The 20,784-nt window shown below is 59.6% G+C and carries 30 protein-coding genes and 1 pseudogene; 13 read left to right on the top strand and 18 right to left on the bottom strand.

Annotation, left to right across the window (positions count from 1 at the left end; all coding sequences use genetic code 11):
- Positions 1-81 precede the first annotated feature (81 nt).
- The gene (cynS, locus tag IEX16_RS17010; protein ID WP_188709678.1) at positions 82-525 is read left to right on the top strand and encodes a cyanase; all 444 of its coding nucleotides are present in this window, start codon (positions 82-84) and stop codon (positions 523-525) included.
- 59 nt (positions 526-584) lie between these two features.
- Here the strand turns inward: cynS and IEX16_RS17015 are convergent, their stop codons facing one another.
- Complete coding sequence (locus tag IEX16_RS17015) at positions 585-764, bottom strand: hypothetical protein (RefSeq protein WP_188709679.1); 180 nt, start codon at positions 762-764, stop codon at positions 585-587.
- A 165-nt stretch (positions 765-929) separates the two neighbouring features.
- Between IEX16_RS17015 and IEX16_RS20120 the strand changes: the two are divergent.
- Positions 930-1,130, top strand: a pseudogene (locus IEX16_RS20120) (cyanase); the annotation flags it as partial.
- A 90-nt stretch (positions 1,131-1,220) separates the two neighbouring features.
- Here IEX16_RS20120 and IEX16_RS17025 read toward each other — a convergent pair.
- Both IEX16_RS17025 and IEX16_RS17030 read right to left on the bottom strand, forming a co-directional pair.
- The gene (locus IEX16_RS17025; protein ID WP_188709680.1) at positions 1,221-2,021 is read right to left on the bottom strand and encodes a hypothetical protein; all 801 of its coding nucleotides are present in this window, start codon (positions 2,019-2,021) and stop codon (positions 1,221-1,223) included.
- A 135-nt stretch (positions 2,022-2,156) separates the two neighbouring features.
- Positions 2,157-2,609 carry a hypothetical protein gene (locus tag IEX16_RS17030; protein WP_188709681.1) on the bottom strand — a complete coding sequence of 151 codons (453 nt, stop codon included), beginning with the start codon at positions 2,607-2,609 and terminating at the stop codon, positions 2,157-2,159.
- A 274-nt stretch (positions 2,610-2,883) separates the two neighbouring features.
- Here IEX16_RS17030 and IEX16_RS17035 point away from each other — a divergent pair, with 274 nt between their 5' ends.
- From IEX16_RS17035 to IEX16_RS17070, 8 genes are all read left to right on the top strand, one after another.
- Entirely contained in the window at positions 2,884-4,119 is a 1,236-nt protein-coding gene (locus IEX16_RS17035) for a CaiB/BaiF CoA transferase family protein (protein WP_188709682.1), read from the top strand.
- Positions 4,119-4,850: an alpha/beta fold hydrolase gene (locus tag IEX16_RS17040; RefSeq protein ID WP_188709683.1), complete on the top strand. Its 732-nt coding sequence runs from the start codon at positions 4,119-4,121 to the stop codon at positions 4,848-4,850. Before IEX16_RS17035 ends, IEX16_RS17040 begins: the two co-directional genes overlap by 1 nt.
- Positions 4,847-5,329 carry a thioredoxin fold domain-containing protein gene (locus IEX16_RS17045; RefSeq protein WP_188709684.1) on the top strand — a complete coding sequence of 161 codons (483 nt, stop codon included), beginning with the start codon at positions 4,847-4,849 and terminating at the stop codon, positions 5,327-5,329. The genes IEX16_RS17040 and IEX16_RS17045 overlap by 4 nt, the downstream gene beginning before the upstream one ends.
- A 23-nt stretch (positions 5,330-5,352) precedes the next feature.
- Positions 5,353-5,772 (top strand): DUF1801 domain-containing protein, encoded by a 420-nt coding sequence (locus IEX16_RS17050; protein WP_188709685.1) that lies wholly within the window; start codon positions 5,353-5,355, stop codon positions 5,770-5,772.
- A gap of 306 nt (positions 5,773-6,078) precedes the next feature.
- Positions 6,079-6,582, top strand: coding sequence for a DinB family protein (locus tag IEX16_RS17055; protein ID WP_188709686.1), 504 nt, complete (start codon positions 6,079-6,081; stop codon positions 6,580-6,582).
- Positions 6,583-6,654: 72 nt separating this feature from the next.
- Entirely contained in the window at positions 6,655-7,266 is a 612-nt protein-coding gene (locus IEX16_RS17060) for a PAS domain S-box protein (RefSeq protein WP_188709687.1), read from the top strand.
- Between the two features lie 42 nt (positions 7,267-7,308).
- Positions 7,309-8,049 (top strand): Crp/Fnr family transcriptional regulator, encoded by a 741-nt coding sequence (locus IEX16_RS17065; RefSeq protein ID WP_188709688.1) that lies wholly within the window; start codon positions 7,309-7,311, stop codon positions 8,047-8,049.
- A gap of 62 nt (positions 8,050-8,111) precedes the next feature.
- Positions 8,112-10,706 carry a chemotaxis protein CheB gene (locus IEX16_RS17070; protein WP_188709689.1) on the top strand — a complete coding sequence of 865 codons (2,595 nt, stop codon included), beginning with the start codon at positions 8,112-8,114 and terminating at the stop codon, positions 10,704-10,706.
- Positions 10,707-10,722: 16 nt separating this feature from the next.
- On the opposite strand, the gene IEX16_RS17075 is transcribed toward IEX16_RS17070, so the two are convergent.
- Positions 10,723-11,427: a DUF4197 domain-containing protein gene (locus IEX16_RS17075; RefSeq protein ID WP_188709690.1), complete on the bottom strand. Its 705-nt coding sequence runs from the start codon at positions 11,425-11,427 to the stop codon at positions 10,723-10,725.
- Between the two features lie 52 nt (positions 11,428-11,479).
- Here IEX16_RS17075 and IEX16_RS17080 point away from each other — a divergent pair, with 52 nt between their 5' ends.
- The gene (locus IEX16_RS17080; protein WP_373288373.1) at positions 11,480-11,959 is read left to right on the top strand and encodes a TlpA disulfide reductase family protein; all 480 of its coding nucleotides are present in this window, start codon (positions 11,480-11,482) and stop codon (positions 11,957-11,959) included.
- Between the two features lie 250 nt (positions 11,960-12,209).
- On the opposite strand, the gene IEX16_RS17085 is transcribed toward IEX16_RS17080, so the two are convergent.
- A complete protein-coding gene (locus tag IEX16_RS17085) occupies positions 12,210-12,659 on the bottom strand; it encodes a c-type cytochrome (RefSeq protein ID WP_188709692.1) in 450 nt (149 codons plus the stop codon).
- 184 nt (positions 12,660-12,843) lie between these two features.
- Between IEX16_RS17085 and IEX16_RS17090 the strand changes: the two genes are divergently transcribed.
- Positions 12,844-13,530, top strand: a complete 687-nt coding sequence (locus IEX16_RS17090; RefSeq protein WP_229676404.1) for a cytochrome b/b6 domain-containing protein — start codon at positions 12,844-12,846, stop codon at positions 13,528-13,530.
- 65 nt (positions 13,531-13,595) lie between these two features.
- Complete coding sequence (locus tag IEX16_RS17095; protein ID WP_229676405.1) at positions 13,596-14,111, top strand: GNAT family N-acetyltransferase; 516 nt, start codon at positions 13,596-13,598, stop codon at positions 14,109-14,111.
- Between the two features lie 176 nt (positions 14,112-14,287).
- Here IEX16_RS17095 and IEX16_RS17100 read toward each other — a convergent pair whose 3' ends face one another.
- The 13 genes from IEX16_RS17100 to IEX16_RS17160 form a co-directional block, all read right to left on the bottom strand.
- Positions 14,288-14,794 (bottom strand): peroxiredoxin, encoded by a 507-nt coding sequence (locus IEX16_RS17100; protein ID WP_188709693.1) that lies wholly within the window; start codon positions 14,792-14,794, stop codon positions 14,288-14,290.
- Between the two features lie 144 nt (positions 14,795-14,938).
- Positions 14,939-15,208 (bottom strand): 30S ribosomal protein S17, encoded by a 270-nt coding sequence (gene rpsQ / locus IEX16_RS17105; RefSeq protein WP_188709694.1) that lies wholly within the window; start codon positions 15,206-15,208, stop codon positions 14,939-14,941.
- Complete coding sequence (rpmC, locus tag IEX16_RS17110; RefSeq protein ID WP_188709695.1) at positions 15,208-15,414, bottom strand: 50S ribosomal protein L29; 207 nt, start codon at positions 15,412-15,414, stop codon at positions 15,208-15,210. Before rpmC ends, rpsQ begins: the two co-directional genes overlap by 1 nt.
- A 10-nt stretch (positions 15,415-15,424) precedes the next feature.
- Positions 15,425-15,841: a 50S ribosomal protein L16 gene (gene rplP, locus IEX16_RS17115; RefSeq protein ID WP_077593716.1), complete on the bottom strand. Its 417-nt coding sequence runs from the start codon at positions 15,839-15,841 to the stop codon at positions 15,425-15,427.
- Between the two features lie 24 nt (positions 15,842-15,865).
- Positions 15,866-16,801, bottom strand: a complete 936-nt coding sequence (rpsC, locus tag IEX16_RS17120) for a 30S ribosomal protein S3 (protein WP_188709696.1) — start codon at positions 16,799-16,801, stop codon at positions 15,866-15,868.
- A gap of 15 nt (positions 16,802-16,816) precedes the next feature.
- On the bottom strand, positions 16,817-17,146 hold the full coding sequence (gene rplV / locus IEX16_RS17125; protein WP_188709697.1) for a 50S ribosomal protein L22: 330 nt from the start codon (positions 17,144-17,146) through the stop codon (positions 16,817-16,819).
- A 9-nt stretch (positions 17,147-17,155) separates the two neighbouring features.
- A complete protein-coding gene (gene rpsS, locus IEX16_RS17130; protein ID WP_007866503.1) occupies positions 17,156-17,434 on the bottom strand; it encodes a 30S ribosomal protein S19 in 279 nt (92 codons plus the stop codon).
- 9 nt (positions 17,435-17,443) lie between these two features.
- On the bottom strand, positions 17,444-18,268 hold the full coding sequence (rplB, locus tag IEX16_RS17135) for a 50S ribosomal protein L2 (RefSeq protein ID WP_188709698.1): 825 nt from the start codon (positions 18,266-18,268) through the stop codon (positions 17,444-17,446).
- Positions 18,268-18,594 (bottom strand): 50S ribosomal protein L23, encoded by a 327-nt coding sequence (gene rplW / locus IEX16_RS17140; protein ID WP_188709699.1) that lies wholly within the window; start codon positions 18,592-18,594, stop codon positions 18,268-18,270. The genes rplB and rplW overlap by 1 nt, the downstream gene beginning before the upstream one ends.
- On the bottom strand, positions 18,591-19,211 hold the full coding sequence (rplD, locus tag IEX16_RS17145; RefSeq protein WP_188709700.1) for a 50S ribosomal protein L4: 621 nt from the start codon (positions 19,209-19,211) through the stop codon (positions 18,591-18,593). The genes rplW and rplD overlap by 4 nt, the downstream gene beginning before the upstream one ends.
- Complete coding sequence (gene rplC, locus IEX16_RS17150; RefSeq protein WP_188709701.1) at positions 19,211-19,894, bottom strand: 50S ribosomal protein L3; 684 nt, start codon at positions 19,892-19,894, stop codon at positions 19,211-19,213. The genes rplD and rplC overlap by 1 nt, the downstream gene beginning before the upstream one ends.
- A 202-nt stretch (positions 19,895-20,096) precedes the next feature.
- Positions 20,097-20,411, bottom strand: coding sequence for a 30S ribosomal protein S10 (rpsJ, locus tag IEX16_RS17155; protein ID WP_007838118.1), 315 nt, complete (start codon positions 20,409-20,411; stop codon positions 20,097-20,099).
- 25 nt (positions 20,412-20,436) lie between these two features.
- A partial coding sequence (locus IEX16_RS17160) for an EF-Tu C-terminal domain-related protein (RefSeq protein ID WP_460885582.1) occupies positions 20,437-20,784 on the bottom strand: 348 nt, incomplete at its 5' end.

The following is a 20,784-nucleotide window of genomic DNA, read 5'->3' on the forward strand; positions in this document are numbered from 1 at the left end:
CGGGCTGAGCCTGTCGAAGCCAACCCCGAGCAAAGACAAACTTCAACAACACCTCTTTAACCACAACACGGAGAACACACCATGAACCGCAACGACGTCACCGAGAAGATCATCACCGTCAAAGTCAGCAAAGGCATCACCTGGGAGTCTGTCGCCAAAAAAGTCGGCCACAGCAAAGAGTGGGTCACCGCCGGCTGCCTGGGCCAGATGACGTTTGATGACAAGGCAGCCAAGATCATTGGCAAGATTTTTGGCCTGAACGCCGAAGAGCAAAAGTGGCTGCAGGTTGTGCCTTACAAAGGCTCACTGCCCACCCCCGTACCCACCGACCCGCTGATCTACCGCTGGTACGAAATCGTCAGTGTGTACGGCACAACCATCAAGGAGCTGATCCACGAAGAGTTCGGCGACGGCATCATGAGCGCGATTGATTTTTCGATGGATATCGTGCGCACGCCCGACCCCAAAGGTGACCGCGTGAATGTGGTGTTGTCGGGCAAGTTTTTGCCGTACAAGACTTATTGATTGCCATGAACCGGGGTGCCGCCAGGCACCCTGGCGTCGCGCGCCGGAGGCCTGGAGCCCTAGAGCCCTTTCACCCGGCAAGCAATCAGCAGCAGGCCGAAGCCAATGATCCACGACCACGTCGCAATCGGTGCACCTAGGCGGACCACGCCGAAGTGCGCGAGCAGCGCGACCACAAACAGCACCAGGGAGATCACCCATACGACAAAGGTCGGGGCTTTGCCGGAGAAATTACGCATGATTGATTCCTTGTGGTTGCGAGATGAAGCAGCTTGAGTTTAGGGCTCACCAACTCACGGTTAACGACAAAGCGATTGGGGCTGACGTCGTTGCGGGAGGGTTTGGGCCTCGTTCCGCGACAAAGCGCCTTGCCTTGAAGGTGGTTCTGTGCATCGGCCGCCTGTCCATCCCGTACCGACGCACTTCCGCTGATCAACCGCACTTACAAAATCGTCAGCGCGATCAAAGAGCTGATCCACGAAGAGTACAGCGACGGCATCATGAGCGCGATCGGTTTCAGCGTGGACACCGTGCGGCAACGGAATCCCAAGGGTGATCGCGTCCATGTGGTGCGTTCAGGCAAATTTTTGCCGTGCACGACCTAGTGACGGCTCTGATTGTGCGGACTAGCGTTTGAATTAAGCGGCCCGCCGTCAGCGGCCGCCTGGAAGTAGGGTTGTGCGACTTTCTTGTTCCTACGGCGCGGAGCCCTCTGGGGGGTGGGCGGGAGGGTCCGTCGGGATTTCAATCTGCGGGTTCGCTCGATCCTCATACTCTGAACTGTGCCAATGGCCATGAAGCTCAATCTCTAGCCAGTCCGCGATTTTTAGGCAATGCTCGTATGACTCAAGAAAGTACTGGATGTCGGCGGGTAGCGCCATCCCAGATCGAGCCCGAACGTGAGAGCCAGCCTTTCGAACGTAGATGTCGTTCGCGATTCCTCGGTTGTGAACGAAGATATCCCTAGTTGCTTTAATCTCCATGTAGCAGTGAAACGAAGGGCATTCCAGAAGATTAACGGATACCAATTGCTGCATGGAGTCGGCGAATTCTACCGGGGAGCGATAGGCGAGTTCGTTAAGAAGAGCATCCGTGGCTCGAACGTGCACTTCCTCGAGCGTCGTCGACTCAAGAACTGCTTGAATCGACAGTGTTCGCTTTCCTCCGAGCTTTTGTGGATAGCGAGTGACCACGGCACGCACTACGTCACCAACCAGGGTTTCAATCAGAGTGACCAGTTGAACTAGGGCATTGACGCTTAGCTGGTGAAACGCCAAAAACTGATACTTTGAGAGGAGTTGATCCTTCTTGTACGTGCGGGTGCTTGGGATCGGAGTTCTATCGAAGTTGTAACCAACGGGGAACGTAACCTCAATCTCCTCTTGCTTCATGTCCTGCATGCTGCGAGCCGCAATATCGAATGCTCCGTACGTCAGCTGTGCCAGTTCCCCTTGGTCGAACATGGCATGCCTAGCATCTCGAACCAGTTGGTTCAATAGGTTTCCAAGATTGACACTGCTCATAGGCTCACTTGCATAACGTTTGAAATCATCGGCCGCCGTGGGCAGTCCGCTGGAATGAACATTTTCGAAGCGAAGGACCGCCGCCGGGCGTCCGTGTAGAACGACCTGTTAGGCATCTGTCGCCCGAACGCTCGCGGATGGCGCGCGTACAGCAATACGAAACGCCAGCGATGACAGGATAAGGGCGAGCAGGATGCCAACGGCGGCAACGGCAAGGATGGTTGGCCAGTGAAAGGTGTACCTTTGAGGATTGCGAATGATATTCGCCAGAGCGCCCAGCCCAAGACCTCCGAGGCCACCGCCAATCATCAGCATCCAAAGGCCAATGCTTCCATACAGAGCGCCACAAACCCATCCGATTGCACCGAACAGGATGAAAAAAGCCATTCCAGCCATAGCACCAAACGATCCGCCGGCCAGAAATTCCCAGGAGAGCTGTAACCACGACTTACGCTCAACTCCGAGAGAAAGCGCGATCTGGATCGTGGCGTACATCACCGCCGAAAAAATCGCGACCTGAAGGAGCCTCGGGGCGACGGCGGGAAATTTCATGGCGTTCATACTGATGCCTAACGTAATGTATGCAACAAACCCCGCGGTACAACTTGGACAGATGATCCCTTAAAAGGGCCGCCAGCATTGGCTTTGTGGGAAATTGGGTCAAATTTATACAGGTACAAATGAAGTCACCAAACCCGGCAGTCACTGCCAACGAATTCTAGGTCTCTATCGCATTCCGTCCGTCCCCCAATCGCAGGAGGTGTGGCTTTTTAGCGCCACCAACTGCACTTATCCCGTGGCACCTGCCTCGCCCACACCAAGGCAAAATGCCCCCATGAACTCCCTAGACGGCATCCGCATCCTCGACCTCTCCCGCGTGCTTGCGGGCCCCTGGTGTACCCAGACCCTGGCCGACCTGGGGGCTGACGTGATCAAGATCGAGCGGCCCGGCACGGGTGACGACACGCGCACCTGGGGGCCGCCGTTTTTGCAGGACAGTTCGGGCGTCGACACGGCCGAGGCGGCTTATTACCTCGGCACGAACCGCAACAAGCGTTCGCTGACCTGTGACATTGCCAAACCCGAAGGGCAGGCGCTGATCCGTGCGCTGGTGGCGCATTGCGATGTGTTTGTTGAGAACTTCAAGGTCGGCGACATGGCGCGGTACGGGCTGGACTACGCCTCGCTCAAGGTACTGAACCCCAAACTGGTCTATTGCTCGGTCACCGGTTTTGGCCAGACCGGGCCCTATGCCGAGCGTGCGGGGTACGACTACGCGATCCAGGGCATGGGCGGGTTGATGAGTGTGACGGGTGAGCGTGACGACATTGGCGGTGGGCCGCAAAAAGTGGGCGTGGCGGTGGCTGATTTGATGACGGGCATGTACGCCACCGTCGGCATTCTGGCCGCGTTGCGCCATGCCGAAAAAACCGGCGAAGGCCAGCAGGTGGACATGGCGCTGCTGGACACACAGGTCGCCATGCTGGCGAATCTGGGCGCCAACTATTTGGTCAGCGGCAAGGTGCCGGGGCGCGCGGGCAATGCGCACCAGAACATCGTGCCTTACCAGGTGTTTGAAGTGGCGCCTGCTGCCGATGGCAACAAGGACCATTTGATACTCGCCGTCGGCAATGACAGTCAATATGCCAAGTTCTGCGCGGTGGCCGGGCGGCCCGAACTCGCGAGTGACCCTAAGTACACCAGGAACCGCGACCGGGTGCGCAACCGCGCGGTGCTGGTGCCGCTGCTCGAAGCCATCATGCTGACACGCAGCAAGGCCGACTGGCTGGCGGCGCTGGAGGCGGCCAAGGTACCCTGCGGCGCGATCAACCACCTGGGCGAGGTGTTTGCCGACCCGCAGGTGAATCAGCGCGGCATGGTCACGCACTGGAACCACCCGGTAAAAAACGATTTGCGGCTGGTGTCCAGCCCGATCAAACTGAGCGCCACACCGGTGCGCACCGACCTGCCGCCGCCGCTGCTGGGCCAACACACCGACGAGGTGCTGCGCGATGTGTTGAACTACTCCGACGCACAACTGTCTGACCTGAAACACAAAGAGGTGATCTGATGGCTAATTTTGTTCTGGTGCATGGCGCCTGGCACGGCGGCTGGTGCTGGCAGCGCGTGACTTCACTCTTGCAGCAGCAGGGCCACCGCGTACACGCCGTCACGCTGACCGGCCTGGGCGAACGCGCGCACCTGCTCTCGCCCGCGATCACGCTGGACACCCACATCGACGACGTGATCAGCGCCATCGAGGTGGAAGAATTACACGACGTGGTGCTGGCCGTGCACTCCTACGCTGGAATGATTGGCACTGCCGTCGCAGACCGGCTCGGCAAACACCTGAAACACCTGGTCTATGTCGATGCGGTGGTGCCCAAGCCCGGTGAAAGCTGGAGCAGCACGCAATCGGCCGCCGTGCAGCAACAGCGCCTGTCTGCAGCCCAGGCCTCGACACGTTTCAGTTTTCCGCCCCCCGACCCCGAAGTGTTTGGCCTGCAGGATGCCGACCACGCCTGGGTCAAACGCCGCCAGACGCCGCACCCCGGCAACACCTACCAGGCGCCGCTGGACTTTGATGTCCATCGTGTCGCCGCGATCCCGCGCACCTTTGTCAACTGCACGCAGCCCGCGCTGGGCACCATAGAGCCCAGCCGCCTGCGCGTGAAAGACGCGAAGTTCTGGGACGGCGCCTGGTTGCCCAACTCGGCCATCGTCGAGATCAAGACCGGCCACGATCCGATGATCAGCGAGCCCGCCGCGCTGACGAAAATTCTGCTGGACTGTGCTGCATGAACACGCTGCAGCGCCGCCAGTTCACCGCCGCACTCGCGGGTGGCCTGTTGCTGCCTGGCGTGGCGCTGGCCAAAGACACCGCACTGCCGATTCCGGTCTCGCTGCCGGGCGCGGCGCAAACCGCCGCCGCCAAAAAGGAGCCGCTGGTGATTTTGGTCAGCCTGCCCGGCTGCCCCTATTGCGAGGTGGTGCGGCGCAACTACCTGCTGCCGGCGCAGCGCGATGCCGGTCTGCAGGCCTGGCAGCTCAACATCACCGACAAAACCACGCCGCTGATTGGCTTCGACGGCAAGGCGACCACAGCGGCTGCGCAGATCGCCGCCTGGAAAGCCGGCTTCACGCCGACGGTACTGTTTCTCGGCCCGCAAGGGCAGGAGATCGCCGAACGCCTGGTCGGCCTGGGCTCCAACGACTTTTACGGCGCCTACTTGGACGAGCGGCTGGCCACCGCGCGCAAGGCGCCGGGCGGCCGGGTCTAAGCCATCTGAAGCCAGCGCGCAGCATGCTTCCTTTTGCCAACCCCGCGGTTGAAGCCGTGTTTACAGCCAGCCCCGCTCCGGTAAAAAAGCGCCTGCTGGGCCTGCGCAAGATGATTTTTGAAGTGGCCGCCGACACATCGGGTGTGGGTGAGCTGGAAGAAACCCTGAAGTGGGGAGAACCGGCCTACCTGACCCCAGCCTCAAAAAGCGGCAGCACGATCAGGATCGCCCCTAGGGCGGGCAGCCCCACACAGTACGCGCTGTATGTGAACTGCCAGACCACTTTGGTTGATACCTGGAGAACGCTGTTTCCGACCGGGTTCAGCTACGAAGGCAACCGCGCCATCGTGTTCGATGCCGCGGACGAGCTGCCGCAGGACGACTTGCGCTTCTGTATTGGCATGGCGCTGACCTACCACCGCAGCAAGCGCAAGCCCGCGTAGTCAGCCCAGCTGGCACATTCGCCCTGAATCCGCTATGTTTTCGATAGCTGTTCGCGCATAGTTGGCAAGGGCTGGAGGCGGTTTTTACTCATGGCGTAGACGCTGGCAGGTATAAAGCTGCTTCCAGCCCGCCACCGGGTGCCTTGGTCTGCGGTGGCCGCGTTTCCGGCCTGGCTTGCTAACTTTCGGACCTTTCCACCAGCTTGCCAGTCACAGGGCGCAGCGCAGGTAATGTGCGACTGCTCGCATTCGTCTGTTGCCGCCATGCCATGGCGCGCCACAGAATCCCGGCATAAAGTCAGCACCATGAACCCGTCCACCCTTGCGGCGCTGGCTGCATTTCCGCAGCAGCTGGAAGATTTTTACCGGGCTGTTCCAGAAGGCTACCAGCGCTGGGTACCGCCCTCGTGGGACGGCATTCCGAGTGAGGCCTACAACGCCATCGGGCAGATCTGCCATGTGCGGGATATCGAGATCGATGGTTATCACGTTCGCCTGGAGCGCACGCTGCGCGAGGACACGCCGGTGCTGGCATCGCTGGACGGCGAAGCACTGGCTGCGGCGCGCAACTACCAGGGCGCAAGCGCCAGCGAGGTATTGGCCACTTTTGCCGCCGCGCGCCGCAAAACGCTGCAGATCATCACCAGCCTGAGCGCTGCCGACCTGGCGCGGCAGGCGGTGTTTGAAGGGTACGGCGCCCTCACGCTGTGCAGCCTAGTGCACTACTTGTGCCGCCACGACCAGCAGCATCTGGCCGGGCTGCAGTGGCTGCTGGGAAAAATTGATGCATCACGGGACGAAGAAGGCTGACCGGTCCAGGAGACTCCTGGCCTTCGACGTTGTACGATCAAAGCTTGATCCCTACAACACCCCGGAGGCCGGATGACCACCACTACCGACGAAACACGCACCCACATGGAGCTGCGTCAGGACGCAGAAGTCAAGCTTCAGGCTGGCATCGCACCTGGAACACGGGATTGGACCATCGGTACAGCAGCACTCACTCTGCTGCACAGTCTTGCCAGCAACCCGGCCACTGCCGGCGACGCGCTCAAGCTGCTGCACGAGCTGCAAGTGCACCAGGTGGAACTTGATCTGCAGCATGAACACATGGAAGATGATCGGCGGGAACTCGAGCAACTGGCCGATCATTACGCCGAGCTTTACGATTCCGCGCCGGCCGCGTATTTCACGGTAGACGGCGCGGGCCGGATCATCGAAGGAAATCTTGCGGGTGCATGCATGCTGGGGGTCGAGCGAGATGATCTGGTAGGCCGCAGCATCGACAGCCTGATAGCGCCCGCCAGTGGGCCCGCACTGCGGGCGCTGCTGGCACTGGCGCGTAGCAGCAGCGGCCGCCACAGTTGCCGAGCTCAGGCCGGCGGCCCTGCTGGATCTGGGTGGCTGAAGGTGGTGGCAAGCGCCTCGCCTCGCGGACCATCCTGTCTGGTGCTTGTCATCGATTTAACCGACGCAAACACGCCCGATCTGTAGGCATGCCCCCCCCCCCGCAACTCCAAACTGACTGAGCCGGGAATGCCCGCCCCGTCGTCCTCGTGCTTGACGCGTGCCTCGCTGCAGGCAAACCGTTTGCTGGCGGTCATGCCGGACGACGCGTTAGGGCGACTTTTGCCGGATATCCAGATCGTCACGCTCAACGCCGGCGACGTTCTGTATGACCTGCACACGGATTTGACCCACCTGTATTTTCCCGCGAACGTGATCGTCACGCTGCTGCTCCAGCTGGAAGACCGCCCTGCAACCAAAGTGGCGGTGGTGGGTCGCGAGGGGCTAGTCGGGGTGTCGGCCTTTATGGGCGGAAGGCCGCCGCCTGGCCGCGCGGAGGTGCTGAGCCCCGGCCATGCATTCCAACTACCGGCAGCCAGCCTGAAAGCAGAATTTGAGCGCGGCGGTCCGGTCATGCGCCTGCTGCTGCGCTACACGCAGTCCCTGGTCACGCAAATGGCCCAGACGGCGGTATGCAACCGCCATCATGTGGTGGAGCAGCATCTGTGCACCTGGCTGCTTACATGTACGGATCGCCTGGAAGGTCACAGTCTGGCGGCCACCCATGATCTTATTGCCGGCATCCTCGGCGTGCGGCGAGAAGCGGTTTCCGAGGCGGCCGGCGCGCTGCGCGAGCGAGGACTGATTGCCTACTCCCGCGGCCACATTAGCGTATTGGACCGGGGCGGCGTGTTGGCCAGGGCCTGCGAGTGTTACCAGGTGGTCAAGCGTGAGACCGACCGCCTGCTGCCTGACCGGCCGGCAAGCTGAGATGCCGCACACTCCGGCGACCACCATCCTGCGCTGCGCATCGTTCGGCGCATACTAAGCAAATGACTTCTGCGGCTGCTGCTGATCCGTCCGACCCGATACCCGATTCAGTTCGCATTATCGGCATCGGTGCATCCGCCGGTGGCCTGGCTGCACTGGAAGAATTTTTCGGGCGAATTCCGCCCGCCAGTGGCCTGGCGTACCTGGTGGTTCAGCATCTGGACCCGACCCAAAAAGCAATGTTGGCTGAACTGCTACAGCGGGTCACCTCCATGCCGGTACGCGAAGCGACAAACGGCAAGCCGGTTGAGCCCGATTGTGTGTATGTGATTCCCCCCAACACCGAGCTCAGCCTGAACAGCAGCTTGCTGCGCCTAGACCGGCCTTCCGAGCCGCGCGGCATGCGCTTGCCGATCAATATCCTGTTTTCCTCACTGGCCAGCGTCCAGGGTGAACGCGCCATTGCCGTGGTGCTGTCGGGCATGGGCACCGACGGTACGCTGGGCCTGCAGGCGGTCAAGGCCATGGGCGGCCTGATTGTGGTGCAGCAGCCAGACACTGCGCAGTTCGACTCCATGCCCATCTCTGCGATTGCCTCGGGTTGTGCCGACATCATTGCGCCACCGGCTGCGTTGCCTGGCCTCATTTTTGACTACATCGCCCGACTGCCCGGCCCGCGGAAAGCCGGCGCGCCTGCCGAAAGCGACAGCACCGCGCCGACCGACGCACATGGCAATTCATTGGTGGAGATTTTCAAGCTGCTGCAGGAACGGACCCGTCACGACTTTTCGCATTACAAGCCCAACACCCTGAACCGGAGGATCGAGCGCCGCATGGCCATCCACGCGATAGAGACGCCGGCTCTGTATGCGAACTTTCTGCGGCATAACAAGCAGGAAATCGACCTGCTGTTCAAGGAACTGCTGATCGGTGTCACCAGTTTTTTCCGCGACGCGCCGGTCTGGCAGCAACTGGCCAATGTCACCTTGCCGGACCTGCTTGCACGCCGCGCACCCGGTGACAAATTACGCGCCTGGGTCGTAGGTTGCTCGACCGGGGAAGAAGCGTATTCCCTGGCAATGGTGTTTGCCGAGGTGACAGAACGCCTGCCGCAATACAGCGACTGCAGCCTGCAGGTTTTTGCCTCCGATCTCAGCCCTGATGCCATCGCCACCGCGCGCCGTGGACAGTACCCATCCTCCATTGATGAGGCCGTCTCGCCTGAGCGCCTGGCGCAATTTTTTACCCTGCATGGCGCCAACTATCAGATCTCCAAACGCATTCGCGATTGCGTCCTGTTTGCGCAGCACGACGTCATACTTGACCCGCCCTTTACCAAGCTCGATCTGCTGTCCTGCCGCAACCTGATGATTTACTTCGACGCGGCGCTGCAACGGCGTTTGATGCCGCTGTTTCATTACAGCCTGCGACCCGGCGGCGTGATGCTTCTGGGGAGTTCTGAAACCATGGGCCGGTTCAATAACCTGTTCATCACGCTTGAATCAAAGCTGCGTCTGTATTTGCGCGAGGACAATGTGGCAGGCGGCAACCCGGACTTCATGGTGAAGTCGCTTCGGCCCCTGACCAGTATCAAAAAGGATCCTCCCATGCCGCCAACTTCTACCCCCGACACGACCGCGATAGACAACTTGCAAGCGGCAGCCGACCGGGTATTGCTCCAGGTCTATGCGCCAGCGGCGGTGGTGGTCAACAGCGCTGGTGACATCGTCTACATCAGCGGGCGTACCGGCAAATATCTTGAGCCTGCGGCAGGCAAGGCAAACTGGAATTTTCACGCCATGATCAGCGAAGGCTTGCGCGCGCCATTGGCCGCAGCCTTGAAATTGGCCGGGACACAGACGGAGGCGGTGCAGCTGCCCCACTTGCGAACACAACTGATTGGGCCGACACAGATTGTCGACATCACCGTGCAAGCCATCCGCGAGCCCGCCGCGCTGAAAGACATGCTGATGATCGTGTTTCGCGATGTGGCGGTAGGGCCGGCCGGCCGGGGCCGTCGCAAGGCAGAAATGGCGCTGGAGGCCTCTCACGCGGCGGAGGTGCAGCAGTGTCGGGATGAGATCCAGACCCTGCGCGAGGAAACCCGCGCCTCGAAGGAAGAACTGCAGTCGGCCAACGAGGAGTTGCAGTCCACCAATGAGGAGCTTCAGTCAGCCAACGAGGAGCTCACCACCTCCAAAGAGGAAATGCAGTCGATGAATGAGGAGCTGCAAACCATCAACGCCGAGATGCACACCAAACTTGACGATCTGGCGCTGGCCCAGAGCGACTTGAAAAACCTGCTCAACAGCACAGACATTGCCATGCTGTTTCTCGACAAAAAACTGAACGTCAGGCGCTACACCGAGCGGGCCTCAAAGATCATCAGCCTGCGGGAAAGCGACATTGGCAGGCCCCTGAGCGACCTCACTACCAGCCTGCAGTACCCGACATTGCAGGACGACACGAACGAGACCGTGCGTACTCTGGTGATTTCTGAAAAGCAGATTCTCACCAGCGACGCGCGGTGGTTTTCGGTGCGCATCATGCCCTACCGCCGCATTGACAATGTGATCGACGGTGCCGTCATCACTTTTGTGGACATCACCGAGACGAAAGCGCTGGAATCGCGACTGCGTAAAGATTCAACCAGTTAATGGTGGGGACTGCGACCTACTTCACCGCGCCAAACACCTTTTTGAGAATCGCGCTGCCGGTACCCACCGGGTCCTGGCGGATCTTCTTTTCTTCCTCACCAATGATCAGGTAAAGACCATCGAGTGATTTGCCGGTGACATATTGCTGGATGTTGGCGTCTTCTTTTTTGACCAGGCCGAATCCAGCCGCCTTGCCGGCGAACTCGTTGTACTTGTTGGCCAAGCCCACCTCGGCCGTGGCCTGGGTCACCACAGGCAGAAACTTGAGGGCGAGCGGCGCGCGGGTTTTTTCTGCAAAGAAGGTGGTGACCGAGGTTTCGCCGCCTTGCAGGATGTTTTTGGCGTCATTGACGTTCATGCCTCGCACCGCAGCAACCAGCAGGTCTTTGCCCATGGGCACGGCAGCTTCGGCCGCGCGGTTGATGGAGGTCACCAGTTCGTCGATGCGTTTGCCCTGGCCAAAGTTTTTCAGTAATTTCGACGCGTCTTCGAGGTAACCGGGCAAAGGGATGCGAACTTTCGGGTTGCCGAGGAATCCATCTGTCTTGCCCAGCAGGGCCACGGCCGCCAAAGCACCTTTTTCAAGGGCAGCTTTCAGGCCGCTCGACGCTTCGGCGTTGGTCAGATCCCCCGGCGACAGGGCCTGCGCCTGCTGGTAAGTGGCCAGGATCAGCATGCCCAGCGCGCTGAGACCGGCCTGGTTAAAATTGCGACGCTGCATGATGAATACCTCCAAAAAAATGAGCCCCGTTTCCAACGCAGTATGCCGGATCATGCTGGCTTCAGCCTTGGCGCTGGCATCGCTCGTCGCCCTGTCCGGATGCGGGGGCGCAAAAGCGGCGCCTGAATCGACTTTTGTGCTTCTCAACGGCAGCAAACAGAGCACCGCCGACATGAAGGGCAAGGTCACGCTGGTCAACTTTTGGGCCACCAGCTGCGTCACCTGCGTGGCCGAGATGCCGCAACTTATCTCGACCTACGACAAGTACAAGTCCAGGGGCTACGACACGCTGGCCGTGGCCATGAGTTATGACCCACCCAGCTACGTCGTCAACTTCACCGAGACACGCAAGCTGCCCTTTAAGGTGGCCATCGACAACACCGGCGCGGTCGCCAGGGCCTGGGGTGATGTGCAACTGACGCCCACCACCTACGTGATCAACAGGCGCGGCGAGATCGTTAAAAAATACGTGGGCCAACCGGACTTTGCGGCTCTGCACCAACTCATAGAAAAGCTGTTGGCCGAAACCTAACGCGGTTTGCAATGCCTCAACAAAAAAGCCGGTTCGAAAGAACCGGCTTTTTTGTTCCCCATTCCAGCAGGGGCCGCGGGACTGGCTTTGCCAGACCGCAGGCGCCGTCCCCTCGAGGGGGAAACAAGCTACACGCAGTGAGCTTGGATGGGGGTGAACCTATTTCTCCGCGATCGGGCTTTGCCGGGCGCAAGGCGCCTGTCCCCCTTGGGGGGAGACGAAGCTACACGAAGTGAGCTTCAACAGGGGGTTACTCCTTGCGATACGCGTCGTGGCAAGCCTTGCAAGTGCCGGCGGTCGCGGCAAACGCAGTCTTCAGGGCTTCCAGGTTGCCGGTTTTCGCGGCAGCGGCGAGCTTGGTGGACTCGGCAACCAGCTTGTCGCTGCTTTCCTTGAACTTGGCCTGTTCAGTCCAGATTTCCGGTTTGGCCTTGGTGTTGCCGTCGGTGCCTGGGACAAATCCAGCCCATGGCAGTTTGGCCATGGTGGCTACAATCTCGGCGTTCGCAGACGCCACATTGGCATCAAAGGGGACGCGGCCATTGGCCATGGCACCGACGCGGCCGAAGTGCTGCGCCATCACGAACAACGCGTTCTGGCGGTACTTGATGGCGTCTTCAGGCTTGGCAAACTGGGCCGAAGCCGGCGCGGCAAAGGCAAGCAGCGTGGCCGCTGCAGCAATAAAGGCAAAAGCTTTCATATTTTTCCTCGTGGTTTATTGAGTTATCGTGCAGGCGGCGCTGGCTGGCCACTGCCACACAGCTTGAGTTTGGCACGGCTTGATAAGTTCCGCTGGAACTTATGGACTACGGGAAAGCACCAAGCAAACAGGCCGCCGGGGACAAGCCGCCCAGCCGCATAACAAATAACCAAGAGGAGTGCATATGTACAAGGGCATGACATTGAACAAGGTGCGGGTGTGGGACCTGCCGACACGGATTTTCCACTGGGCGCTGGTGGCCGGCGTGCTCGGCCTGGCGATCAGCGGAACCATTGGCGGCAACGTGATGGTTTGGCATTTCCGGTTTGGTTATACGGTTCTGACGCTGTTGCTGTTTCGCATCATCTGGGGTCTGGTTGGCGGGCGTTGGTCCCGTTTTGGGGCGTTTATCTACTCGCCTCAAAGTGTTTTTAACTACCTCAAAGGTCGCGGCAAGACCGAACATTCCGTCGGCCACAGCCCGATAGGCGCCGGCTCGGTGTTTGCGATGCTGGGTATTTTGCTGGCCCAGGTCGGCAGCGGCATGCTCAGCGACGACGAGATTGCCTTTGCCGGACCGTTGACACGGTTTGTCTCCAACGCCTCCGTCAGCCTGGCCACCAATTACCACAAGAACATCGGCAAGTGGATTTTGTTGGCGCTGGTGCTGCTGCACATCGCAGCGATTGTTTTCTATCTCTGGCGCAAGCACAACCTGGTCGGCGCCATGCTGCATGGCGACAAGGAACTGGTCACGCGTGTGCCCCCCTCGCGCGACGACGCGGCATCGCGCACCGCTGCGCTGGTGGTGCTGGCCGCCTGCGGCGCTTTGGTCTTCTGGATCAGCACGCTGGCCGCGCCGGCCTTCTGAGGCAGTCCGCACGGCCGGCCTGCAGCGGAGAAGGCCCGCCGCAAAAGCCGATACACTGACCTGACATGAGTTCTGCCAAGCCCGCACCCGCGACCCCGCCCGCCTTCACATTTGTCACGCCGGACACCCCGGCTCTGATGGAGACGACCCGCGAAATCTTTCGCGAGTACGCCGGCCAGCTTGGCATTGACCTGTGCTTCCAGAACTTTGACGAAGAACTTGTTGACCTGCCCGGCGACTACGCTGCACCCCAGGGCTGCCTGCTGCTGGCGATGCTGGACGGCGAGGTTGCCGGCTGCTGCGCATTGCGGCCGCTGGACACCGTGGACTACCCGAACGCCTCGGAGATGAAGCGCCTGTACGTGCGGCAGGCGCACCGCCGCTCCGGCCTGGGCCGGCAACTGGCCGAGGCCATTCTGGACGCCGCGCGTGTGGCCGGTTACCACAGCGTTCTGCTAGACACCCTCAATGACATGGAGGCAGCGCGTGCGCTGTACGAAGACCTCGGCTTCAAGGACATCCCTCCCTACTACCATAACCCGATAGCTGGCGCTCACTATCTGAAGGCCGATCTGGAATAGAAAACGGCTTCCGCCCCATGTCTAACGGGCATGAGTAGCTCTTTTTTTGATAGCAATTCAACGTCGAGCCGCAACACGCAAGCTGCCGGCAGACAACAAAAAAGCCGCGGGTCTCATGACTCGCGGCTTTTTAATGGGCTGGCTGGTGAGCGCCAACTCAGTCGTCGTTCAGCGCATCAGCCCTTGGCCTGAGCCAGCAAGGTGGCGCCGTCACTGACTTCAAACTTGCCGGGTGCTTCGACATTGAGCGCCGCGACCTTGCCGTCCTTGACCAGCATCGAGTAGCGGTTGCTGCGCACGCCCATGCCGCGAGCCGTCAGGTCCAGCGTCAGCCCGGTGGCCTTGGCGAAGTCGGCACTACCGTCACCCAGCATGCGCACCTTGCCGTCGGTCTTCTGGTCACGCGCCCAGGCGCCCATGACAAACGCGTCGTTGACGCTGACGCACCAGATTTCATCAACGCCGGCAGCCTTCAATTCCGAGAAGTTATCGACGTAACTGGGCACGTGTTTGGCAGAGCAGGTCGGCGTGAAGGCCCCAGGCAGGGCAAACAGCGCAATCGTTTTGCCGGCGCTGGCCTTGGCCACGTCCACCGGGTTGGGGCCAATGCTGCAGCCGTTGCCTTCGACTTCGGAAAATTCCATCAGCGTGGCTGCGGGAAGGGTGTCTCCTACTTTGATCATAGTGTGCTCCTCAAGGGTTGTTGATAAACGGATTCAACTGCCATTTTCAACGATTGTCCGAAGCCTTTCAAAAACGCGGGACAAAAACAAAAGCGGCCCACAGAGGGCCGCTTTTGATGAGGGGAAAGCTCAAGTCCGGAAGACTTAAACGATCGCGCCCTTTTCCAGCAACTTGGTCACAACCCAGTTCTTGGTTTTGGAGATCGGGCGGCTTTCGGTGATCTCGATCAGGTCGCCGGTCTTGTACTCGCCTTTTTCGTCATGGGCGTGGTACTTGCTCGACAACGAGACGATCTTGCCGTAGAGCTCGTGCTTGACACGACGCTCGACCAGCACTGTCACGGTTTTCGCGCGCTTGTCGCTGACCACGCGGCCAACCAGGGTGCGCTTGAGGGATTTTTTAACTTCCGTCATTATTTCGCTCCTTTGCGGGCGTTGGTCTCGGTCAAAATGGTCTTGGCACGAGCGATGTCACGGCGTGCAGAACGCAGCGTGGCGGTGTTGGTGAGTTGTTGCGTGGCTTTTTGCATGCGCAGGCCAAAGTGGGCTCTTTGCAGCTCTTTGACTTCGGTTTTGAGGCCGGCAACGTCTTTTTTGCGCAGTTCAGTGGATTTGGTCATGGTCATTCCCTTACTGGCCAATCATGCGGCTGACGAAGGTGGTGCGCAGCGGCAGCTTGGCAGATGCCAGGCGAAACGCTTCGCGGGCCAGCTCTTCAGGCACACCGACGATTTCGAAAACGATCTTGCCGGGCTGGATTTCAGCCACGTAGTACTCGGGATTGCCTTTACCGTTACCCATACGCACTTCAGCAGGCTTTTGGGAAATCGGCTTGTCCGGGAAGACACGGATCCAGATACGGCCGCCACGTTTGACGTGACGGGAAATCGCACGGCGTGCGGCTTCGATTTGACGGGCCGTCAGGCGGCCACGGTCGGTGCATTTGAGACCGAAGTCACCGAACGCCACCGAGTTGCCTCGGGTGGCAATGCCGGTGTTGCGGCCTTTTTGCTCTTTGCGGTATTTTCTGCGCGCGGGTTGCAGCATTTGTATTCTCCGTAGTTAGACCGATTACTCGGTCTTGGCACCGTCAGCTGCTGCAGCTGGCGCGGCTTTGCGGACGCGCTTAACGGTGGTTTTCGGTGCATCGGCGTCGGCTGTCGCTGGTGCGGCACCCGTTGCTTCAGCAGGTTTGTCGCTGCCGTCTGCAGGGGCCGTGTTCACACCACCGACAGGGCCGCGCGCTGGGCGTGCGGCTCCACGAGGTGCGGACGGACGGTCCGTGCGGTCGCCAGGACGCGCGTCGCGGCGGGGGCCGCGGGGCTTGCGTTCTTCGTCGGAAGGAGCGGCATCCAGCTTGGCGCCAGGCGAATCGCCACGGCCAAGGTTGTCGCCCTTGTAGACCCAGACCTTGACGCCGATCACACCATAGGTGGTCTTGGCTTCAGAGGTGCCGTAGTCGATGTCGGCGCGCAGGGTGTGGAGGGGCACGCGGCCTTCGCGGTACCACTCGCAACGTGCGATCTCGATGCCATTCAAGCGGCCCGACGACATGATCTTGATGCCCAGGGCACCCAGACGCATGGCGTTTTGCATGGCGCGCTTCATCGCACGGCGGAACATGATGCGTTTTTCAAGCTGCTGGGTGATGCTGTCTGCGATTAGCTTGGCATCAATTTCAGGCTTGCGAACTTCTTCGATGTTCACAGCGACCGGCACGCCCAACTGGCGGCTCAGTTCTTTTTTCAGCGCTTCTATGTCTTCGCCCTTTTTTCCGATCACAACGCCCGGACGTGCCGAGAAAATTGTGATACGGGCATTCTTGGCAGGACGCTCGATCAGAACGCGCGACACCGCGGCGTTCTTCAGCTTGGCTTTGAGGTATTCGCGAACCTTGATGTCTTCAGCCAGCATGCCGGCGAAGTCTTTGTTGCTTGCATACCAGCGGCTGGACCAGTTGCGGCTGACCGCGAGGCGGAACCCGGTTGGGTTGATTTTTTGTCCCATATCCTGTCTGCCTTCTTAATTGCCAACCACAACGTACACATGGCACGTGGGCTTGCTGATACGGTTGCCGCGGCCCTTGGCGCGCGCCGAGAAACGCTTGAGCGTGGTGCCTTGCTCGACGTAGATGGTTTTCACCTTCAGCTCGTCAATGTCGGCGCCATCGTTGTGTTCTGCGTTGGCAATAGCGGACTCAACCACCTTCTTGATAATTCCAGCAGCTTTTTTCTGCGTGAAGTTCAGGATGTTGAGGGCTTGATCCACTGTTTTGCCGCGGATCAAGTCAGCGACCAGACGGCCCTTGTCGACCGACAGACGAACGCCCCGGAGGGTTGCACGTGTTTCCATGGTCTTTCCTTACTTTCTCACAACTTTTTTGTCAGCCGGGTGACCTTTGAAAGTCCGGGTGAGTGCGAACTCGCCCAACTTGTGGCCAACCATTTGATCGGTGATGTAAACAGGGACGTGCTGCTTGCCGTTGTGCACGGCGATGGTCAGGCCGATGAACTCGGGCAGGATCATGGAGCGGCGCGACCAGGTCTTGATCGGCTTTTTGTCTTTGTTGGTAACAGCCTTGTCGGCCTTGGCTACCAAGTGGTGGTCGACAAAGGGACCTTTTTTGAGTGAACGTGTCATGGCTTAACCTTACTTCTTGCGACGCGAAACAATCATCACTTGCGTGCGCTTGTTGTTGCGGGTGCGGTAGCCTTTGGTCAGGTTACCCCATGGATCGACAGGATGGCGGCCTTCGCCGGTCTTGCCTTCGCCGCCACCGTGTGGGTGATCGACCGGGTTCATGACCACACCGCGAACGGTCGGGCGGATACCCATCCAGCGCTTGACACCGGCCTTGCCCAGACGGCGCAGGCTGTGCTCCTCGTTGGCGACCTCACCAATGGTGGCGCGGCACTCGATGTGGATCTTGCGAACCTCACCGGAGCGCATGCGCACCTGGGCGTATGTGCCTTCACGGGCCAGCAGCGTCGCCGATGTACCAGCCGAGCGTGCAATCTGCGCGCCCTTGCCAATTTGCATCTCGATGCAGTGGATCGTCGAGCCCACAGGAATGTTGCGGATCGGCAGGGTGTTGCCGACACGGATCGGGGCCTCTGCACCGCTAACCAGCGTGGCGCCGACTTCAAGGCCACGCGGGGCGATGATGTAGGCACGCTCGCCATCGGCGTAGCAGATCAGCGCAATGTGGGCCGTGCGGTTGGGGTCGTACTCGATACGCTCGACCTTGGCCGGAATGGCATCCTTGTTGCGCTTGAAGTCCACCACGCGGTAGTGATGCTTGTGACCGCCGCCTTTGTGGCGAACGGTGATGTGTCCGTTGTTGTTACGGCCGGACTTCTGGAATTGTGGCTCCAGCAGCGGTGCGTAAGGCTCACCCTTGTGCAGGTGGTCCCGGGAAATCTTCACCATGCCGCGCATACCCGGCGAGGTGGGTTTCATTTTAATGACAGCCATTACGCAGACTCCCCACCGATGTTCAGCTCTTGACCGGGCTTCAGCGTCACATAGGCTTTGCGAATGTTGTCGCGGCGACCTGTGGATTTGCCAAAACGCTTGGTTTTGCCTTTTTGGTTGAGAACGGAAACGGCCTTGACGTCCACCTTGAACATCAACTCCACAGCGGCCTTGATTTCAGGCTTGGTGGCGTCCTGCAGCACTTTGAACAGCACGGCGTTGGACTTGTCCGCGACCATGGTTGCCTTTTCAGACACGATGGGGGCGACCAGCACCTGCATGAGGCGGCCTTCGTCAAATTTTGGTTTGGTGTTCACGGCGCTCATGCGAACATCTCCTTGAGTTTGTCCATGGCAGCCTTGGTGACCAGGACTTTCTTGTAGTGAACCAGCGATACCGGATCGGCGTAACGGGGCTCAACCACAAGAATGTTGGTCAGGTTGCGGGAAGCCAGGTACAGGTTTTCGTCGACCTCGTCAGCGATCACCAGCACCGATTTGAGGTTCATGGCCTTGAACTTGTCGGCCAGGACTTTGGTCTTGGGCGAGTCCACGGTCCAAGAATCAACCACAGCCAAGCGGCCTTCACGGGCCAGCTGGGAAAAGATGGAGGCCATGCCGGCGCGGTACATCTTCTTGTTGATTTTCTGCGTGAAGTTTTCGTCAGGCATGTTCGGGAAAATACGACCGCCTCCGCGCCACAGCGGGGAAGATGTCATACCAGCGCGAGCGCGGCCAGTGCCTTTTTGTTTAAACGGCTTCTTGGTCGAGTGCTTGACCTGCTCACGGTCTTTCTGGGCACGGGTTCCCTGGCGGGCGTTGGCCTGGAAGGCCACGACCACCTGGTGAATCAGGCTTTCGTTGTATTCGCGACCAAACACGGTATCAGGCACGTCCACTTTGGACGAAGCCAGACCCTGGTCATTCAGGAGTTCGACCTGCATTAGTTCGCTCCTTTGGCATCAACTGCTGGCTTGGCCTTGATCGCGGCACGAACCGTGACAAAGCCGCCTTTTGAACCAGGCACGGCGCCGCGGATCATCAGCAGTTGACGGGCTTCGTCAATGCGCACGATGTCGAGGTTTTGCGTGGTTTTGGTGACATCACCCAGATGGCCCGTCATGCGTTTACCAGGAAACACACGACCGGGGTCCTGCGCCATACCAATGGAGCCGGGCACGTTGTGCGAACGGCTGTTACCGTGCGACGCGCGCTGCGAGCTCATCTTGTGGCGCTTGATGGTGCCGGCAAAGCCTTTACCAATGGAGGTGCCCTGCACGTCCACCTTCTGGCCCACGACAAACACTTCAGCAGCGGGCACAACGGTACCGGCAGCATATTTGCCTGCGACGTCAGCCGTCACGCGGAATTCTTTCAGGATTTCACCAGCTTCAACGCCTGCTTTCGCAAGGTGGCCCGCGGCTGGCTTGGTGATGCGCGACGCTTTGCGCGCACCAAATGCCACTTGAAGGGCATCGTAGCCATCGTTTGCTTGGGTTTTTACCTGAGTCACACGGTTGTTAGACACATCTACCACTGTGACAGGAACGGTATCCCCATCATCAGTGAACAGACGCATCATGCCCACCTTGCGGCCCAGCAACCCGAGGGAGTTGCTCAGACTCATGCTTTTCTTTCGTAACTTCCACCGCTGCGACTTCAATTGGCCGCAGACGTTTTGATGTGAAAGACAGTTAATAAAACCATCCTAGCCTTGCAAGGCAAGTTCAGGACAGCCCAAGAGTATAGCGCGGACTTAGCCAGTTGGCAAATCCGCGCTCAAACCTGATTTTTTGGGGCGCCGGCTGTTGCCGAAACCCCGATTTCGCTTACTGCAGCTTGATTTCGACGTCCACACCGGCAGGCAGATCGAGCTTCATCAATGCATCAACGGTTTTGTCCGTTGGGTCGACGATGTCCATCAGACGCTGGTGCGTGCGGATTTCGAGCTGGTCGCGGCTCGTCTTGTTGACGTGGGGCGAACGCAGGATGTCAAAACGCTTCATGCGGGTCGGCAGCGGCACGGGGCCCTTGACGATCGCACCGGTGCGTTTGGCGGTGTCTACGATTTCGGCTGCCGACTGATCGATCAGCTTGTAGTCAAACGCTTTCAGGCGGATGCGGATTTTTTGCTTGGTGGCCATGGTAATTCCTTAAATATTTGCAGAATTACGCAATGATCTTGGCCACAACACCAGCGCCGACGGTTTTGCCGCCCTCGCGGATGGCAAAGCGCAGGCCTTCTTCCATGGCGATCGGGTTGATCAACTTGACGGTGATCGACACGTTGTCGCCTGGCATGACCATTTCCTTGCCTTCTGGCAACTCGATCGCACCGGTCACGTCCGTCGTGCGGAAGTAGAACTGGGGGCGGTAGTTGTTGAAGAAAGGCGTGTGGCGGCCACCTTCGTCTTTGGACAGAACGTAGATCTCGCCGGTGAAGTGGGTATGCGGCTTGATCGATCCGGGCTTGCACAGGACTTGACCGCGCTGGACGTCTTCGCGCTTGGTGCCGCG

Source organism: Polaromonas eurypsychrophila, assembly GCF_014641715.1.
Taxonomy (GTDB): domain Bacteria; phylum Pseudomonadota; class Gammaproteobacteria; order Burkholderiales; family Burkholderiaceae_C; genus Polaromonas; species Polaromonas eurypsychrophila.

Bases quoted from the DNA above. Each gene is read 5' to 3' on its own strand.
- cynS (WP_188709678.1), top strand. From the start codon at position 82: ATGAACCGCAACGACGTCACCGAGAAGATCATCACCGTCAAAGTCAGC.
- IEX16_RS17015 (WP_188709679.1), bottom strand. From the start codon at position 764: ATGCGTAATTTCTCCGGCAAAGCCCCGACCTTTGTCGTATGGGTGATC.
- IEX16_RS17030 (WP_188709681.1), bottom strand. From the start codon at position 2,609: ATGAACGCCATGAAATTTCCCGCCGTCGCCCCGAGGCTCCTTCAGGTC.
- IEX16_RS17035 (WP_188709682.1), top strand. From the start codon at position 2,884: ATGAACTCCCTAGACGGCATCCGCATCCTCGACCTCTCCCGCGTGCTT.
- IEX16_RS17040 (WP_188709683.1), top strand. From the start codon at position 4,119: ATGGCTAATTTTGTTCTGGTGCATGGCGCCTGGCACGGCGGCTGGTGC.
- IEX16_RS17045 (WP_188709684.1), top strand. From the start codon at position 4,847: ATGAACACGCTGCAGCGCCGCCAGTTCACCGCCGCACTCGCGGGTGGC.
- IEX16_RS17050 (WP_188709685.1), top strand. From the start codon at position 5,353: ATGCTTCCTTTTGCCAACCCCGCGGTTGAAGCCGTGTTTACAGCCAGC.
- IEX16_RS17055 (WP_188709686.1), top strand. From the start codon at position 6,079: ATGAACCCGTCCACCCTTGCGGCGCTGGCTGCATTTCCGCAGCAGCTG.
- IEX16_RS17060 (WP_188709687.1), top strand. From the start codon at position 6,655: ATGACCACCACTACCGACGAAACACGCACCCACATGGAGCTGCGTCAG.
- IEX16_RS17065 (WP_188709688.1), top strand. From the start codon at position 7,309: ATGCCCGCCCCGTCGTCCTCGTGCTTGACGCGTGCCTCGCTGCAGGCA.
- IEX16_RS17070 (WP_188709689.1), top strand. From the start codon at position 8,112: ATGACTTCTGCGGCTGCTGCTGATCCGTCCGACCCGATACCCGATTCA.
- IEX16_RS17075 (WP_188709690.1), bottom strand. From the start codon at position 11,427: ATGCAGCGTCGCAATTTTAACCAGGCCGGTCTCAGCGCGCTGGGCATG.
- IEX16_RS17080 (WP_373288373.1), top strand. From the start codon at position 11,480: ATGCTGGCTTCAGCCTTGGCGCTGGCATCGCTCGTCGCCCTGTCCGGA.
- IEX16_RS17085 (WP_188709692.1), bottom strand. From the start codon at position 12,659: ATGAAAGCTTTTGCCTTTATTGCTGCAGCGGCCACGCTGCTTGCCTTT.
- IEX16_RS17090 (WP_229676404.1), top strand. From the start codon at position 12,844: ATGTACAAGGGCATGACATTGAACAAGGTGCGGGTGTGGGACCTGCCG.
- IEX16_RS17095 (WP_229676405.1), top strand. From the start codon at position 13,596: ATGAGTTCTGCCAAGCCCGCACCCGCGACCCCGCCCGCCTTCACATTT.
- IEX16_RS17100 (WP_188709693.1), bottom strand. From the start codon at position 14,794: ATGATCAAAGTAGGAGACACCCTTCCCGCAGCCACGCTGATGGAATTT.
- rpsQ (WP_188709694.1), bottom strand. From the start codon at position 15,208: ATGACGGAAGTTAAAAAATCCCTCAAGCGCACCCTGGTTGGCCGCGTG.
- rpmC (WP_188709695.1), bottom strand. From the start codon at position 15,414: ATGACCAAATCCACTGAACTGCGCAAAAAAGACGTTGCCGGCCTCAAA.
- rplP (WP_077593716.1), bottom strand. From the start codon at position 15,841: ATGCTGCAACCCGCGCGCAGAAAATACCGCAAAGAGCAAAAAGGCCGC.
- rpsC (WP_188709696.1), bottom strand. From the start codon at position 16,801: ATGGGACAAAAAATCAACCCAACCGGGTTCCGCCTCGCGGTCAGCCGC.
- rplV (WP_188709697.1), bottom strand. From the start codon at position 17,146: ATGGAAACACGTGCAACCCTCCGGGGCGTTCGTCTGTCGGTCGACAAG.
- rpsS (WP_007866503.1), bottom strand. From the start codon at position 17,434: ATGACACGTTCACTCAAAAAAGGTCCCTTTGTCGACCACCACTTGGTA.
- rplB (WP_188709698.1), bottom strand. From the start codon at position 18,268: ATGGCTGTCATTAAAATGAAACCCACCTCGCCGGGTATGCGCGGCATG.
- rplW (WP_188709699.1), bottom strand. From the start codon at position 18,594: ATGAGCGCCGTGAACACCAAACCAAAATTTGACGAAGGCCGCCTCATG.
- rplD (WP_188709700.1), bottom strand. From the start codon at position 19,211: ATGCAGGTCGAACTCCTGAATGACCAGGGTCTGGCTTCGTCCAAAGTG.
- rplC (WP_188709701.1), bottom strand. From the start codon at position 19,894: ATGAGTCTGAGCAACTCCCTCGGGTTGCTGGGCCGCAAGGTGGGCATG.
- rpsJ (WP_007838118.1), bottom strand. From the start codon at position 20,411: ATGGCCACCAAGCAAAAAATCCGCATCCGCCTGAAAGCGTTTGACTAC.